The sequence below is a fragment of the Pseudomonas sp. LG1E9 genome (genome assembly GCF_003290225.1).
Lineage (GTDB): Bacteria > Pseudomonadota > Gammaproteobacteria > Pseudomonadales > Pseudomonadaceae > Aquipseudomonas > Aquipseudomonas cyclaminis.
The window spans coordinates 2,553,467-2,570,207 of sequence record NZ_CP029983.1 but is presented as its reverse complement, the minus strand read 5'-3'; the positions used below and the strand labels follow the sequence as shown (position 1 = coordinate 2,570,207).

The window sequence follows — 16,741 nt, the reverse complement described above, 5'->3', positions numbered from 1 at the left end:
ATGCGACCTACTCTGCGCACCGGCATGACTCTTATCGTCATTTTGTTATTATTTTTGGCGTTCAACTTAGTGTGGGTCGCAAAGCTTCCTGATATCCGCTGGGATTTATCACGAGAGAAAACCCACACCCCGTCTCCTCAAGCCCAACAATTACTCGCATCATTGGAAAGTCCCCTGGACGTGTATTACTTCAATGCCCACAACGACCCGAAACGAAGCTACGCCTTGAAACGCTATGGCAAGCGCATCGAGGACGTATTGCTGGAGTACGAAAAAGCAGCGAAGGGCATGATCAACCTACACCTTATTGATCCCAAACCTTTTTCAGAAGATGCCTACAAAGCCAAGCTGTTCGGTCTCGACGACACTGCGGGCTTCCTGGGGCTGATCGGCACTCGCGCCGGGCACGGAGCGCAACGCATCGAATCGTTCAGCCTTGACCGGGAGCCATTGCTCGAATACGAAATCAGCCATCTGATCCATAAACTGCAACACCCAGAGCGAGCCGTCATAGGGCTGGTGCCAGGGTTGGAGATAGGGGCGTCAGCTGGCCGCTTGCTGAAGGAACTGCAGCGACACTTCAACCTGGTCAATCTGGGCGCAAGCGCCGAGCGCATACCGGAGCAGGTCAAAACGCTCATGGTCGTGCATCCACGGGCACTGCCTGAGCGGTCACTGTATGAGATTGAACAATTTGTATTGAAGGGCGGTAGATTAATGATGTTTATCGATCCCCTCAGCGAGCAACACTCGAACACGCGTGCGCCCCATAACCGGCTGACTGAGTTGCTTGCGGCTTGGGGTATACAGATGCAGGAGGACAAGTTTCTAGTCGACAACCGCTATGCCGCGTCAATGACATCAGCACCCGGTCAGCCAGCAACGCCGCACCCAGGCAGTTTGGATCTGCCTCCCCAGGCAATGAATGCACACGACATCAGCAGCCGCAAAGTGAACAACGTAGCGGTATCGAGTAGCGGCGCCCTCACGCGTCGCCAAAAAGCGCGCACCACCTTCACCCCTCTCTTGGAAAGCTCTGGCCAATCTGTGTTGGTGGAAACCAACCGATTTGCCTCTCCAAACGAGTTCGACTCAATGGCCGATGAGGCGTCCACTCAAGCGCAACGCCATGTGATTGCCGCTCGCATAGAGGGTCCGGCTTATTCCGTATTCCCAGACAGCCTCGAAGGGCAGCCAGCAGGTGTGCAAAAAGCGGCGCTCATCCATGTGGTGGTGGTTGCCGACACTGACTTGCTGACAGATCAAGTCAACAGCACGGTACCCCACGGCAACACCCTGTTTGTGTTGAATACACTGGATAACTTGTCCGCAAGCGATGCGCTGCTCAATATCCGCCCACGTGCGGTGGCGAACAGGTCACCGAACATGCTCGAACGAATGCGTGACGACGCTGCACACACATACAGTGAGAAGGCGAGTGAGTTGGAGCGGCGCCTGCTACGTACTGAGCAGGAATGGAAAAGGCTGAGCCCAGAGCCCACCAACCTCAGTTCCCAGGCAGTAGACAGCACCGCCCAACTGCTTGCACTCAACAAAGAGCGCCTGCGCTTACCCATGGAATTGCATGCCTTGAAGGCCGAGGCATACGCACGCGTGCACTTCCTGGAGTTCGCTATGAAACTGGTGGTGGCGTTGGCGATCCCGCTGACGCTGTGCCTGATTGCCTGGGTGGTGTTTCTAGGTAACCGACGACGTCGCTTGCGAGCGGACGCCGTACGTCACTGAGGCTCTAACGCCTGGCAATCAGCCCCTGACGGGCAATGCGGGTCAACTCTCGGATGACCTCCTGCGCGTTGCTGGCGCTGGGCGCCTGAATAACCGCCAGGTCGAAGCTGTTATTTGCAAAGCGGGCCAGGGAATCGCCGTCTTCGACAAACTGGATCAGGAACGCCGAAGGCCGACCGGTGCGACGTGGCCAGCCGTCCAGATAACGTAGCAACGTCGGCTGGTGCTTGCCGCCCAAGAGGATTTTTGGATTGCGTTGAGTGAGGTCCGCAGTGATCGGAGCCAGGCGTATCAGGGGGCGTAGTGCATTCATCGTGTCGTGTCTCTGCCTCAAAAGTCTGCGGGCAGGTGAGAGGCAACACCGAACCAGCGCTTTAGCGGTATTTCGAAGCTGTCTCCTCAGGGGAAAACACGCTTCTGTCGGGCTGCATTGAGTCCCAGTGGCGCCCCGCAATTAGCTGTTTAAATCGGCGCATGGACAGCATCCTAGAGAAGCCGAAGGGCCGATGTCAAGAATCCAGAGCAATGAAAAGGCCCGCACATGGCGGGCCTCTTCGGGGTGCTGCAGAGCGGTCAGTTAGCGATGGCGCGGTCGGCAGACAGTTTGCCCGCACCTTCCAGCAGCACCGCCAGGGAACCGCCCAACAAGGCCAGTGCGAACTCATAACCGTTGTTGGCCATGAACAGGCCGTTGTGGATGTGTACCGAGAAGATCGCCACCAGCGACAGAATGGTCAGGCCCAATGCCGCCGGGCGCACCAGCAAACCGATGATCAGCGCCAGGCCGGCGAAGAACTCGGTTCCGCCCGACAGCAGCGCCATCAGGGTACCCGGTGCCAGGCCGATGCTTTCCATCCATTGCGCAGTGCCCGCCAAGCCATAGCCGCCAAACCAACCGAAGAGTTTTTGCGAACCGTGGGCGGCAAAGATGATGCCGACGACAATGCGCAGGACAGTCAGACCGTAGCCGGCACGGGTGGACAGCAGGCTTTTAATCATTGGGCTCATGGGGTAAATCCTTTTCGAAGTAGGTTGGGTTGGCCGCTATATTAATCAGTTTAAGCAATGATAAAAGCCGAAAAAATGCCTAATTAATATCGATAAAATAGATTATTTGCGTGAGACAATCTTCGCCGCTGGCGGCTCCAGGGACTCCCGCTCCCGATCAAACGCCAAGTAGTACTTGTTCACGCTATTAACATAGCTGACGCCGCCCATCCCTACCTGCTCCATGGCAATGCGCTCCACCTGGAAGAACCATTGGTTGGGATTCAGTCCCCGGCGCTTGGCCTCGGTGCGCATCCCTTGCACCCGCTCCGGCCCCATGTTGTAGGCCGCCAGTACAAAGGCCATGCGTTCGCGCTCGTTGAGCTTGGGGCTGGAAAAGAACTTGCGACGGATCAACGCCAGGTAACGCGCGCCTGCCTGTACATTACTGTCGAGATTTTCGATGTTGCTGACGCCCACCCGTTGCGCCGCGGAGGGTGTGATCTGCATCAGCCCGGTAGGGCCGCCGCTGTTGCGCGCCCCAGGGTCGAGGGCAGATTCCTTGAAGGCCAGTGCGGCCAGGTTCAGCCAGTCCATGCCCTGTTCACGGGCGTGTTTTTGCAGCACAGGGCGTAGTTTTTCCAGGCGCTGACGGTCTGCACGGGCCAGCGGATTACGCACTTGGTAGAGGCGTCTATAGATACGCTGGAATGCCACGTCCTGATCTGATGGCGTGCGATAGGTCTTGAGAAATCGATCAATACTGGCCCGCAGCATCGAAGCATCCTGGCGCACAAACCAGTATTCATCGCCGGGCTCGCTGATGACGACTTGTTTGTCGAAGCGCAACTTGGGCAGGATCTTCGACCAGCGTTCGGCAATCGGTTTCTCGACGATAGTGAGATGAAAAATCCCCGCCTGGACCATTTCCAGTACGTCTTCAACCGCCAGGGTCGGGTCCACCCATTCCACCTTGACCGGTGGCTGCTTGTGCAGGGCCAGCTTCTGATTGATCTGGCTAATGGCGTCCGCCGCCGCACTGCCGGTGGTCAGGGCCAGGGTTCGCCCAGACAATTGCTCCAACTTGGTAAACCGTCGCTCACCCTTCACCCCCACCAGCCACAACGGAACATCGCTGGCAATCGGGTCACTGGTGCTGACTTTATGAGCCGCCTTCACATCCAGTAATTCGCCAGGCGCCACCAGATCGCCTTCGCCACGGGCCAGCGCGCCGAGCAACTGGTCCTTGGCCTTGGGGATAATCTTGAGGTTGATTTCCTGGCCATCCCGGGCGTGACCATTGAGGTATTGCTCAAAGGCGCGCAGGCGGTGGTATTCGACACCGATCGCCTGGCCCTGCACTTCGCCTGAGCTGTTGCGGCTCTGGTTGACCAATACCCGCAGGGTGCGGCTGGAACGAATCTGCGCCAGGTCACGAACCTTGCCGGGTTTGGTCACTTCCAGCGGCCCGTCCAGACGCGCGACCGCTGCCATGGGCAGCAGTAACGTCAGGCACAACATAAGCAACGCCGAGGGTCGGATCATCCGCTCTCCGGAAAGAATACTGGCCAACGCGCTCGCGAAAAACGACGCGGTGGGGGTCGGAAACAGAGCGCTTTATGCGCAGGCTTTGCGCGCAACGGTGGCACAGTGCAAGGCGTTCAGCCAACCACCATGTCACTTGCGACGTTCAAAGACAGCTATAACTCGTTGTAGTTCTTCGTTTTTCTTATAAATCTACAGCTCTGATATGCTTTCCGGCCGCAGGCGGAGATAGCACCATGCAACTCATTGATATCGGCGTCAACCTGACCAACTCCAGTTTCGACGACAAGCACCAGGCCGTTCTCGACCGCGCCTACGCCGCCGGTGTGCAACAACTGGTACTCACCGGCACCAGCGTCGACGGCAGCGAACAGGCCCTGGAGCTGTGCGTCAAACTCGACGAAAGCGGCCAACGCCTGTTCAGTACCGCAGGTATCCACCCCCACTCCGCCAGCGACTGGAACGGCGATAGCGCCCAGCGTTTGCGCGGTTTGCTCGGTGAGTCCCGGGTACGTGCGGTGGGCGAATGCGGCCTGGATTTCAATCGGGATTTCTCACCGCGCCCACAACAGGAAAAAGTCCTGGAAGAACACTTGGCCCTGGCCGTCGAACTAAAGCTTCCGGTGTTTCTCCATGAGCGTGACGCCAACCAACGCCTGCTGGAGATCCTCAAGGACTACCGCGACCACCTGACCGCCGCCGTGGTGCATTGTTTTACCGGCGAACAGGCGGCGCTGTTCAGCTACCTCGACCTCGATTTGCACATTGGCATCACCGGCTGGATCTGCGACGAACGCCGTGGGACACACCTGCACCCGCTCGTCAGGGAAATTCCCCGAGGCCGTCTGATGCTGGAAAGCGATGCGCCTTACCTGCTGCCCCGCACCCTACGCCCCAAACCGAAAAATGGTCGTAACGAGCCGGCCTACCTGACAGAAGTCCTGCGCGAAGTTGCCCTGCACCGCAATGAAAGCGCGCAAGACCTGGCCGAACACAGCACTGCCTGTTCCCGCGCTTTTTTTGGGTTGCCGACCGTGGATTGATGCGGCGCATTGACCCATGTCAAAACCGGCTTTCTGAATAGCGGCACAATAATGGCACCTTGCCAATGCTGTTTCCGCTATCAGAGAAAACCTTCCATGGGTGCCTGGCTTAGCAATATCTCGCTGAAGTACAAATTCTGGGCCGTCAACGCGGTTGCCTTCATCACCACCCTCCTGCTGGTGCTGTACGCCGTGCAGCTCGAACAACAGGCGCGCATCACCGCGTCCCAAGCGTCGGCGCAGGCCCAGGGGCGATTGCTGGGTGCCTGGCCAACCGATCAGCCACTGCCGAAGGACGCGCACTGGCTGACGTTTGCGCGAGGCCAAGTCCCACAGCTCGGCGATCTGGATCTGTCAGCCCTGAGCACCACCACCGGTTGGGTCGAACTCAATCACATGCCGCTGTTTGGCGAGAATCCATTGATGGGCGCCGAAGTCATCGCCCGCCCGGACGGGCAATATATTGGCGTGCTTGCCTATGCACCAAGCTTGAGCCAGGTGTTCGGCGAACGCTTCGCCAATTACGCCGTGGCGGTGGCAATCTTGATGCTCGCGATGCTGGGCGCTTCGCAGTTGCTGATCCGCTTCCTGCTCAGTCAGCTCAACACGCTCAAGGACGTCATGCTGCACGTGGAAAAAACCGGCGATCTATCGGCCCGCGTCCCCCTGGCCTGCAAAGATGAAGTCGGCCAGATGGCCAGCGCGTTCAATGCCATGCAGGCTGGCTACCAACGCGTGGTCAGCACCGTGGCGCGCACTGCCCGGCAACTCGACGAAGGCGCCGCGCGCCTGGCCAGCAGCATGAACGAGGTACAGCACGGCATGCTCGGCCAGCAAAGCGAGACCGACCAGGCCGCCACCGCCATCAACGAGATGACCGCCACCGTCTATCACATCGCCCAACATGCCGGCGCCACCCGGGACTTGTCCCAGACCGCCGACACCCTCGCCGGCAGCGGCCAGGAAGTAGTGACGCGGGTAAGACACTCAATTGCCGGGCTGTCCAGCGGTGTGCAACAAACTGCCGAAATGATCCAGAAGCTCGCCGAAGACAGCCAGAAAATCAACGGCGTGGTCAGCGTGATCCACAGCATCGCCGAACAGACCAACCTGCTCGCCCTCAACGCCGCCATCGAAGCCGCCCGGGCCGGAGAAATGGGCCGCGGCTTTGCCGTGGTCGCCGACGAAGTGCGCAACCTGGCCAAACGCGTGCAAAGCTCCACCGACGAAATCACCCGCATGGTCTCAGCGCTACAAGCGGGCACCCGCGACGCGGTGGACTTTATGCAGGAAAGCTCGTTCAAGGCAGACGACTGCGTGCAACAAGCCCAGGAGGCCGGCGCGGCACTCGCCGAAATCACCGGCGCCGTGGCGCAAATGCGCGAGAGCAACACCCAGATTGCCGTCGCCGCCGAGCAACAAAGCCACGTGGCCGAAGAGATGAACCGCGCAGTGGTGAGTATTCGCGATGTGACCGAAAACACCGTGCAGCAGACCGTGGATTCGGCCACGACCAGCAATGAGCTGGCGACGCTGGCCGGGGAGTTGAGCAAAGCGATTGGGCAACTGAAGCTGTAGGACTTCCGTACCTGTAATCCGACTCCTACGCTAGCCCCACCATTTACCCGAAATTTTGGCGAAACCTCCTAGCCATGCTGGCGAATAACGCCGACTTCTTTATCTGACGAACCTCTCCAAAGTCTCTCGCCTGATGATTCAGTGCGAGGGACCGCCGATGTACTTCTCAATGACCGCCCTGCCACATAGGGCTGCCTCTTGATTCCCGTCATCGCCAGCTTCGTCCTGGCCCCCATGGATCCCAAGGCGCCAGATAGTGAGCGCGTCTTCGGAGACTTCCGTAATTGCCTGAACACCTTTGATGCCTGGGCCGAAAGCTTCTGGAGCGGTTCGGCGCTGGAGGTCGAGCAGGTCTTCAAGGTGGGCGACGAGGTAGAGCTGGTCGCGCCGGTTTCGTCCAAGGCACCCAGTAAAACGGTCGCCATGTGCAGTGCCCAGGGCTCGCTGACCCTGGCGCATATGTTCGAAAGCACCCGCTTTGTACCTATCGGCAATACGCCAGTGATGCTCCAAGCCATTGCGGCGGATGGCAGCCCGATGGGCCCGCCGCTGCATCGGACCATCGGCCCCAGCGGCATCCTCGAAATCACCGAGTGTGATCGAAATCAGCCGTACCAAATCACCTTCTACCCCACTGTTTCCCAGGATCACGTCAAGGCGCTGTATGCGTCTTATCAGTCGGTGATTGCGGGGCTAGAGGGTCGGCTGCGGGAAGAGTGGACGGCGACTTTCCAACCCCAATGGAAGGACTTTGCCAGCGCCAGCTCTTTGCAACGCAGCGCGATGCAGGGCGTGGCGTTTTCCAGCGGGATGGCCAAGGCGCTCTACAGCCTGTGGGACAACATTTCCCAGCTGTACGACCTGTTGGCGGATCTCAAGGCCAACAGCCAGAAGTTGTTGGCGTACCTCTCTCAGGCTGAGCTTGATGAGCTGCTGAAGCTGGGTAGCGACGCGATTGCCAAGGGTTTGTTGGTGCTTAGCGATGAGCCGCTGTTGTTCATTTATGTCTCGGCGATCGTCAGTTGGATACGCCTGCTGCCACCGCCGGAGATGTATGAATTGCTGGGCGAGATCACCGGTGAAGTGCTGATCAACCTACTGCTGATATGGGCGACGGCCGGGACGGGTGTGACGCTACGCCTGGGTGCGCAGACGCTGAGCGCCATCAAATCCAAACGGGCGCGGGCGTTGTTGGAGTTGCTGGCCGATCACCTCGTGGGGCCGAAGTTGGACGCGCACTCGGAGGCGCTCAAGCCTTTGCTCTTGGGCAGTGCAGCGACGCCGATCAAGGCGGTGGCGGCTGCGCCGTTGAAGGCTGGGGAGAATCTGGTTTCAAACGCGGTGCCGGCGGTTCGCGGCAAGACACAGCGGACGGTGTTGGTTCGCCAGGAACATGTCGACGACGCGCCTGCCGTGGCGACGAATCCGAAGGGGGATGCTGCTGCGGCTTCGGATAAGACCGTGACCAACGGCTGCCCGGTGTCGATGGTCACCGGCGAAGAATTACTTACGCTGACTGACGGTGTTTTAGACGGGATTTTGCCGTTTGAGTGGACACGGTTGTATCGCACCAGTGCGGTGGAAATGGATGTCGGGCTGGGGTTTGGCTGGAGTCATTCGCTGGCGCATCGGCTTGTCGTGTCAGGTAATTCGGTGGTCTGGATCGACCATGAAAACCGCTCGACTGAGTTTCCACTGCCGACAGTTGCTCGACCTGCAATCACCAATAGCCTGGCCGAAGCGGCGATCTACTTGGGCTCGGAGCCGGATGAGTTGGTGCTGACGCAGGCGTCGCGGTTTTATCACTTTCGCGATGGGGTGCTGGTTTCGATCAGTGATGCGTATGACAACCGGCTGCGGATTTCCCGGGACGTTTTAGGGCGCATTGAGCGGCTGGATAACGGTGCCGGTTGTGCGCTGTTTTTACGCTATGAGTCGGGCCGCATTGTGGCGGTGGACTACCAGGTTCAGCGGGCCAAGGGACATGCGCCTTACGTTTGGATCACAGAGCACAGCGTTGTTTCCTACGCCTATGACGACATGGGCCGACTGGTCTCAGCGACCAATGCCGTCGGTGAAAGCGAGGTTTATCGCTACGACGAGCAACACGTGATTCTTGAACGTGGGTTGGCCGGTGGGGCGAGCTTCTTTTGGGCGTGGGAACGGTCTGGCAAAGCGGCGCGATGTGTCCGGCATTGGGCCAGTTTTTCACAGATGGATACGCGGTATGTGTGGGGGGATGACGGCAGCGTTGTGGTGCACAACGCCGATGGCAGCCAGGAAGTGTATGTCCACGATGACCGCGCACGGCTGGTGCAGCGCATTGATCCGGACGGTGCCGAGCATTTCAAATCCTACGATGACAAGGGTCGGCTGACGGTTGAGCAGGACCCGCTGGGCGCGGTGACGGCGTATCAGTACGACGAGGCCGGACGCCTGGTTGCGTTGTTTCCGGGGGACGATGAGCCGACGTCCTACGAGCATGACAACGGCTTCGTACGGGTTGTAAGGCGAGGCTCAGCGGTTTGGAAGTACGAGCGCAACGATCAGGGCGACGTGACGCGTAGGACCGATCCCGACGGTCACATCACCGACTACAGCTACAACAAATACGGGCAACTGATTGGGGTGTGGTACCCGGATCACAGTTGCCAGCGGCTGGTGTGGAATGACCGCGGCCAGTTGGTTGAAGAGCAACTGCCCAACGGGGGCATCAAGCGCTATCGCTACGACGACCTGGGCCGGCAGATTGCCCGTGAGGATGAACAAGGCGCGCTGACCCAATACCAGTGGGATGCAGTCGGTCGGCTGACTCGCCTCGTACTGCCCGGCGGTGCGTGCAGGGAATACAGCTACAACCCCTACGGAAAAATCACCGCCGAACGCGATGAACGGGGCAACGTCACCCGCTACGAATACGCCGACGGCCTGCACCTGATCAGCCGCCGCATCAATGCCGACGGCAGCCAGGTCAAGTACCGCTACGACAACGCGCGTCTGCTGCTGACCGAGATTGAAAACGAAGTTGGCGAGACCTACCGGCTGGCTTACCACGCCAACGGCCTGATCCAGCAGGAAATCGGGTTTGATGGCCAACGCACCGCCTACGCGTATGACCTCAATGGCAACCTGCAGGAAAAAACTGAACACGGCGATGATGGCAGTCAGCTAGTGACTTGTTACGAGCGCGACTACGCCGGCCGTCTCGTACGAAAAACCCTCCCCGATGGCAACAAGGTCGATTACGCCTACGACCGCCAGGGCAATCTCCTCAGCGTCGACGACGGTAACTGGGCGCTGGCCTACGAGTACGACGTCCAGAACCGCCTCACTGCCGAACACCAAGGCTGGGGCACCTTGCGTTACGGCTATGACGGCTGTGGCCAGCTTCAACACCTGCGCCTGCCGGACAACAACCGTGTGGCGTTCAACCACGCCAAAGGCGGTCATCTCGCCACCATCGAACTTAACGGTAAAACCCTAACATCGCATCTATTCAAAGCGGGTCAGGAACACCAACGCCAACAAGGCCAACTGCTCAGCCATTACCACTACGACGACCAACAGCGCCTGCACGCCCATGCCGTAACACAGCAAGAACATCACCTGCTCCAACGCCACTACGACTACGACAGATCCGGCAACCTCACCCGCCTCAACGACACCCGCAAAGGCGAACACCACTACCACTACGACCCGCTCAACCGCCTGACCCGAGCCGACCACTCCCAAGACCTGCAGGAACGCTTCGGCCACAACCCGGCGGGCAATTTGCTCATGCAAGACCGCCCCGGCCCCGACATCGTCGCCGGCAACCGCCTGATGATCCAGGGCGACCGGCATTACGACTACGACGCCTTCGGCAACCTGATCGGTGAACGCAGAGGCAAAGGTCACCAACTGGTCACCGAATACCGCTACGACTGCCAGCACCGGCTGATCGGCATTACACAACCCAACGGGCAAACCGCCAGCTACCGCTACGACCCGTTTGGACGGCGTATCAGTAAGACTGTCGACGGTTTAACCACGGAGTTCTTCTGGCAAGGCGACAAGCTGATTGCCGAACACCATGCAGACCGCCACCGCAGCTACCTTTACGAACCCGACAGCTTTCGCCCTTTGGCACTACTGGAAGGATCCGGTCCAACCGACACCCAGCCCTACCACTACCAACTCGACCATCTCGGCACGCCACAGGAACTCACCGACCCCGACGGCGAAATCGTCTGGTCCGCGAATTACCGCGCCTACGGCCAGTTCAGTCGCCTCGACAAAGATAAAATCGACAACCCGCTGCGCTTTCAGGGTCAGTACTTCGACCCGGAAAGCGGGCTGCACTACAACCGTCATCGCTACTACAATCCAGATATTGGGCGTTACCTGACACCTGACCCGGTGAAGTTGGCGGGCGGGATTAACGCGTACCAATACGTGCCCAATCCTACGGGGTGGGTGGATCCGCTGGGACTGAATGCCAGCTGCACTGGCGTAGTAAAGAAAAATCCAACCTGCGCGATACCTGCTGAACCTGACGCACCTGATGTATCTCGTAAAGGAGCATTCCGCGCAGCAAAAAGGGACGCCAACATACCGATGTCGCAACAACCTGATGTATTTACCAACGCGCGTTCTGGCGTAAAAAAGCAATACAAAATCGTGAAAATGTCGGATATAAATGAAAAAGCAATTTTAGATAGCTCAGGAAAACCAATTCAGACAAGGGTCTACCAATATACGAGAGCCGATGGCTCCAAAGTATTAATACAAGACCATTCAGCGGGGCATAATTTCGGCGCGCAAGACGGAGCAGGCGATCAAGGCTCTCATTTCAACCTACGCCCATTTGATACACCGCGGACCGGCAAAGTCCCGGGAACAAAAGACCACTACACATTTAAGGGTAAAAAATGAAACATTGGAATGATCTTGAAGGAACCATATTTTTTAATAAATTGTTCAGTCAACCAATTGAAATTCGCGAAATTTATATACACTCGCTGACGATAGAAAACGACCAACCCTCTCTCGGCATTGGCTTTGACATACCAGACTTTCCAGATTTCTTACCTCCAAAATTGCAGGACAAAGGATACAACACATGCAGAATTGGACTGACCTGTCACGGAATAAGTAACCTGCAGATAATCAATCTTCCTCGCCGAGAAATTTTCATTGCAAAAATTACGCGAGAAAATGAGCACTATCTTTTCAACGCAAAATCAGAAAATACCTCTATTGAATTCAAAGCAAAATGGTTGTCTATGGATGGGCCGTCAGTTTATATAAATTGTCCCGAACCAGGAGATCATAGCTGGTCACCTTAAGTTATCTAGAATGGATTTTTTTGGGGGGGGGTTAAATGTTTTAGATAACAGAAACTATGAGCTCTATAGCCAGCCCCAATTCGCCCACCCGCCCACCCCCGCCTAAACTCCATCCAAGTTATTTCAACGGACAGAGGACTCACCATCATGGGCAAACGGCACCCCAATCTCCCCGCCTGGCAATGGCGTAACTACCCGCAGAATCACCAGCACCCCACCAACCTGGCCTTGCACCTGATCGCCGTGCCACTGTTTATCGTCGGGTTTCTGTTGATCGTTTCCGGGGTGTTCAGCCTGAGCCTGGCCAGTTTCGCCATTGGCGTGGTGGGCATCCTGGCCGGCCTGGGTTTGCAGCGTCATGGTCATAGTCTGGAAGCCCAGGCCAGCGAGCCTTTCAGTGATCGCAACGATGCAGTGCAACGCCTGGTGGTCGAGCAGTTCGTGACCTTTCCGCGCTTTGTGTTGAGCGGTGGCTGGTGGCGCGCCTGGCGGCAGCGCCATCGGCACTGATGCTCAGGCGAACACTACAACGGTCTGGCGGCTGATCGCGATCAACTCGCCGGAGGGGCTCCACAGCGCTGCGGCAGCGTGGCCGTAGCCGTCGCGGGCGTGTTCGATGTTGACGTAGTACTGGCACCAATCGAGGGTTGTCAGATCCTGCAATGGTTGGATGAACTCGATGGTCCAGGTCAGGGTGCTGCCCGGAGCCGGTTTGTTCAGATGCGGGAGCAAGGCCGGTGGCCAGGCGTCGACCAGGGCGAGGATATGCGCTTCGGTCAGCGGCTCTTCTTTCACATCCCCACGCAAGCGAACCCAGCCGCCCATGTCGCGAGACTTATTGCCGGTGAATGGCAGGCCGCCGACGCTCCAGCGCATTGCCAGGTGCCGCATGAATTCAGGCGTGACGCCCTTGATATAGGGCAACTCCTGGCACTCGTCCCAGTGTTTGAACGCTGGCGGTGCTTCGCTTGCCACATCAATGACTGATTCACGGGAAGCGCCGAAGCTGGCCTGTACCAGCGTCGCCACTTCACCGTTCTGCATGACCCGGCCGAGCAATTGGCTGACCGCCTTGCCTTCGCGCAACACTTCGACTTGATAGCTGGCAGGGACGTCGGGCGCCACCGGGCCAACGAAGGTGATTGCCAACGAGCGCAACGGTCGATCCGCAGGCACCTGGGCGCGCAGGGCTTCGTATTGCAAAGCGGCAACCAGGCCGCCGAACGTCGCGCGACCTTGTGCCCATTCAGCAGGAATGGTGACATCCAGCGGGTGGCTACGGGCAGCGTCGAGCAAGTCACTAAAGCGCATGGCAACCTCAGGTCAAAGGAAACAGATGAGGGATCTTAACCATCGTGGGGGTGAGGTACAGCGCCTATTCCGGCCAAAAGCCGGACCGATTCAGAAACAATCGGAGCTGAGTTTATCCAGCACCCGATCCGCCTGCCCCTCGGCTTTGGCCATGGTTTTGTGCCATACCGCCACACAAGGTTGCAGATCGGCCTGGTGTTCAGCTTGGGCCAGCCACTGCCAGCAGTCGTGCCAATCGCCCAGGGCACCTTGGGCTTTCTTCAGGCGCGACATGGCGTTGGCGGGCAACTTGTCCAATTCGGGATAGGCCTCGGCGGCATAACGCACGCGCTTGATCAACAGCCGCAGACGGTGGCGATCATGGCCAGGATCCTTGAGGGCTTCACCGAGGGTATGCCATTGCTTGGCCAGGCGCTTCTCGATCCGCGAGCGCACGCCCTTGAGCAATTTCTGATGCTGGGAGGCGCGAATAAAGCGTGGGAAGGCATCCAGAATCTGCAGCAAGTGCGCCAACTCCGGACTTTGCGCTACCTGGCGATAAGCATCGGGCTGCAGGCGCAGACGCCGATCCGCCGCGTCGTGATGACCATGCTGGTGCAGATAGGCGGCCAGCACCTCACGATCACGCAGTGGGGTGGTCAATTGGCCGACACTGCTGGCGGCCAGCTCAAGCTGTTCGACGCCCGGCAGCCCGCGTAAGGGCCGCAACAGACTACGAAGGCGCCGCACCGTGGTGCGCAAGTCATGCAGCGCTTCGTCGTCGGTGACGGCAGCGAGGCGAGCCTGGCAGCTCAGTAACCCTACTTCCAGGCCAATGACCTGAGCGACTAACTGATCGACCAACGCTGACATCCTGCCCTCACTTCTTGATGAAAAATCCTACTATCTGCCGACGGCTCAACGCCCGGCGCGCGACTCACGAATATAGAACCGTGCCTTTTCAGCCTTGTTGGAGCAGCCTTCAAACGCTTCAAACTGCTGCTGAGTCTTGGCACCGGTCAACAGGGACAACGCCTTGGAATAGCTGACGGTACCGGCGAAGCCTTCGGCCTTGGCCAGGTCGAGCTCTTTCCAGGCAGCGTCCAATTGCGCACCGCAACTGTCGCGGTAAGCGGTTTTGCCGGCACAACCGGCCAGGGCCAACAGAATCACAGGCACACACATCCAGGCTTTCATCGATGACACCTCAAAATAAAGAAAAACAGTCGTACGGTTGTAGACGTTACCTACAACAAAAAGTGCCTTGTCCTTAGCCTGAAATCGATAGTACCTATTGCCAGAGCATACCCGAGCCTAGTCGCTACTCTGGAAAAATATTACGCCGCTTAGCGAAGATTGAAGCCGCCCCCTCAATGGGTGCATTGTGGCTACCTGCCGATCAAAGGATATGGACCATGAAAAAACGTGTTGCCTTGGTGCTGGGCTCGGGCGGAGCCCGGGGTTATGCCCATATCGGAGTGATCGAAGAAATCGAACGACGCGGCTATGACATTGCCTGTATTGCCGGCTGCTCCATGGGCGCGGTGGTGGGTGGAATCTATGCGGCAGGCAAGCTGGACGAGTATCGAAACTGGATTGAAAGCCTTGACTACCTCGACGTGCTGCGCCTGGTGGACGTGAGTTTTCGCCTCGGTGCAATTCGTGGCGAGAAGGTCTTCGGCCAGATCCGCAAGATCGTCGGCGAGATCAATATCGAAGAGCTGCGCATCCCCTACACAGCCGTGGCCACCGACCTCACCAACCAGCAGGAAATCTGGTTCCAGGAAGGCTGCCTGCACCAGGCCATGCGCGCCTCGGCGGCAATTCCCAGCCTGTTCACCCCCGTGATGCAAGGCAACCGCATGCTGGTGGACGGCGGCCTGCTCAACCCGCTGCCCATCGTGCCGGTGGTGTCGAGCCATTGCGACTTGATCATCGCAGTCAACCTCAACGCCACCAACCAGAAGCACTACCACTTGCCGGTGATCCAGCGGCCGCCGGCCTTCAAGAGCCGCTTCAACAGCCTGGCGAAATCACTGGGCTCGCACTTGCCGTTTCGCCGCAAGCAGGCCGAGCAGTTGATGAAGCTGGAGCAGGAGGCCTTGCAGGCCCAGGCGGCCGAGATCAACCCGTGGCTGGATTCGGCTGAACCCGAGTCCCAACAACCCGCCGCCGCACCGGAAAAACCCGGCGCACCGAAGTCCGCCACTGGATCGTTCATCATCGATAATGTGGGGCCAGCGTCGTTGCTGGACCTGATCAACCAGAGTTTCGAGGTGATGCAGACGTCATTGGCCCAGTACAAGATTGCAGGCTATCCGCCGGACGTGTTGATCAACGTGCCGAAGCGGGTGTGCCGGTTTTTCGAGTTCTACAAGGCGCCGGAGTTGATCGCGTTGGGCCGGGAAATAGCCAGTGACACGTTGGACCGCTATGAGAGTGAGCAGTCCTGAGTACTTCGCTGTTGCCCGCGATGGCGATGGATCAGATAACAAACCTCTTCAGGCTCAAGCCCCCAACAACCGATACCCCACCCCCGCCTCGGTCACGATAAAACGTGGCTGAGTCGGATCATCCGCCAGTTTCTGGCGCAGATGGCCCACCACAATCCTCAGATAGTGACTGTCCTCGGTATGGGTCGGCCCCCAGATATCCTTGAGCAGTTGCTGCTGAGTAATCACCCGCCCTGGATGCCGTGCCAACTGCGCCAGCACGGCATATTCCTTACGGGTCAGCGCCACTTCAGCGCCGTCCAGCAGTACGCGGCGATAGGCCAGATCGACCGTCAGCGGGCCGAAACTCAATGCTGCTTCCTGCGCTTCGCCTGCAGGTGCCTGGCGCAAAAGCGCGCGAACCCTGGCGAGAAATTCCTGGATACCAAAAGGTTTGGTCACATAGTCATTGGCGCCACCGTCGAGGGCTTCGACCTTTTGCCCTTCGCTGGCGCGCACCGACAGCACCAATACCGGCACCGTCGACCACTCACGAAACTCCCGCAGCACCTGCTGGCCGTCCATGTCCGGCAGGCCGAGGTCGAGCACCAGCAAGTCCGGCTTGCTCAATGCCGCCTGGGCCAGGCCTTCGTTACCGGTACCGGCCTCGATCACTTTGTAGCCCTGGGAGGCCAGGCTGATGCGCAAGAACTTGCGGATCTGTGGTTCGTCATCAATGACCAAAATCGTCGCGGTCTGGCTCATGGTGTTCCATCAAAATCCGTGGAGAAAA

At 58.5% G+C, this 16,741-nt stretch carries 14 protein-coding genes; 7 read left to right on the top strand and 7 right to left on the bottom strand.

Translation table 11 applies throughout. The features are described from left to right. Positions 1-1,746, top strand: coding sequence for a Gldg family protein (locus tag DNK50_RS12080; RefSeq protein ID WP_112194225.1), 1,746 nt, complete (start codon positions 1-3; stop codon positions 1,744-1,746). A 4-nt stretch (positions 1,747-1,750) separates the two neighbouring features. On the opposite strand, the gene DNK50_RS12075 is transcribed toward DNK50_RS12080, so the two are convergent. From DNK50_RS12075 to DNK50_RS12065, 3 genes are all read right to left on the bottom strand, one after another. Continuing rightward, positions 1,751-2,059: a hypothetical protein gene (locus DNK50_RS12075; protein ID WP_099586827.1), complete on the bottom strand. Its 309-nt coding sequence runs from the start codon at positions 2,057-2,059 to the stop codon at positions 1,751-1,753. A gap of 260 nt (positions 2,060-2,319) precedes the next feature. Next, positions 2,320-2,754 (bottom strand): DoxX family protein, encoded by a 435-nt coding sequence (locus DNK50_RS12070; RefSeq protein WP_099586828.1) that lies wholly within the window; start codon positions 2,752-2,754, stop codon positions 2,320-2,322. A gap of 102 nt (positions 2,755-2,856) precedes the next feature. Then, positions 2,857-4,278, bottom strand: coding sequence for a transglycosylase SLT domain-containing protein (locus DNK50_RS12065; RefSeq protein WP_112194223.1), 1,422 nt, complete (start codon positions 4,276-4,278; stop codon positions 2,857-2,859). 236 nt (positions 4,279-4,514) lie between these two features. Here DNK50_RS12065 and DNK50_RS12060 point away from each other — a divergent pair, with 236 nt between their 5' ends. From DNK50_RS12060 to DNK50_RS12040, 5 genes are all read left to right on the top strand, one after another. Then, entirely contained in the window at positions 4,515-5,321 is an 807-nt protein-coding gene (locus DNK50_RS12060) for a TatD family hydrolase (protein WP_112194221.1), read from the top strand. Between the two features lie 96 nt (positions 5,322-5,417). Further along, positions 5,418-6,899 carry a methyl-accepting chemotaxis protein gene (locus tag DNK50_RS12055; RefSeq protein WP_099586831.1) on the top strand — a complete coding sequence of 494 codons (1,482 nt, stop codon included), beginning with the start codon at positions 5,418-5,420 and terminating at the stop codon, positions 6,897-6,899. Positions 6,900-7,097: 198 nt separating this feature from the next. Continuing rightward, a complete protein-coding gene (locus DNK50_RS12050; RefSeq protein WP_112194219.1) occupies positions 7,098-11,813 on the top strand; it encodes an RHS repeat-associated core domain-containing protein in 4,716 nt (1,571 codons plus the stop codon). Continuing rightward, positions 11,810-12,226 (top strand): Imm50 family immunity protein, encoded by a 417-nt coding sequence (locus tag DNK50_RS12045; protein ID WP_112194217.1) that lies wholly within the window; start codon positions 11,810-11,812, stop codon positions 12,224-12,226. Before DNK50_RS12050 ends, DNK50_RS12045 begins: the two co-directional genes overlap by 4 nt. Before the next feature lie 147 nt (positions 12,227-12,373). After that, positions 12,374-12,736, top strand: a complete 363-nt coding sequence (locus DNK50_RS12040; RefSeq protein WP_112194215.1) for an Mpo1-like protein — start codon at positions 12,374-12,376, stop codon at positions 12,734-12,736. A gap of 3 nt (positions 12,737-12,739) precedes the next feature. On the opposite strand, the gene DNK50_RS12035 is transcribed toward DNK50_RS12040, so the two are convergent. The 3 genes from DNK50_RS12035 to DNK50_RS12025 form a co-directional block, all read right to left on the bottom strand. Next, the gene (locus tag DNK50_RS12035) at positions 12,740-13,537 is read right to left on the bottom strand and encodes an acyl-CoA thioesterase II (protein WP_112194213.1); all 798 of its coding nucleotides are present in this window, start codon (positions 13,535-13,537) and stop codon (positions 12,740-12,742) included. A 90-nt stretch (positions 13,538-13,627) separates the two neighbouring features. Continuing rightward, positions 13,628-14,389 (bottom strand): CHAD domain-containing protein, encoded by a 762-nt coding sequence (locus DNK50_RS12030; protein ID WP_112194211.1) that lies wholly within the window; start codon positions 14,387-14,389, stop codon positions 13,628-13,630. Positions 14,390-14,434: 45 nt separating this feature from the next. Beyond that, the gene (locus DNK50_RS12025; protein WP_032888964.1) at positions 14,435-14,713 is read right to left on the bottom strand and encodes a hypothetical protein; all 279 of its coding nucleotides are present in this window, start codon (positions 14,711-14,713) and stop codon (positions 14,435-14,437) included. Positions 14,714-14,931: 218 nt separating this feature from the next. Between DNK50_RS12025 and DNK50_RS12020 the strand changes: the two genes are divergently transcribed. Next, positions 14,932-15,969: a patatin-like phospholipase family protein gene (locus DNK50_RS12020; RefSeq protein ID WP_112194209.1), complete on the top strand. Its 1,038-nt coding sequence runs from the start codon at positions 14,932-14,934 to the stop codon at positions 15,967-15,969. A 54-nt stretch (positions 15,970-16,023) separates the two neighbouring features. Here the strand turns inward: DNK50_RS12020 and DNK50_RS12015 are convergent, their stop codons facing one another. After that, the gene (locus DNK50_RS12015; protein ID WP_032892766.1) at positions 16,024-16,713 is read right to left on the bottom strand and encodes a response regulator; all 690 of its coding nucleotides are present in this window, start codon (positions 16,711-16,713) and stop codon (positions 16,024-16,026) included. Positions 16,714-16,741: the final 28 nt, after the last annotated feature.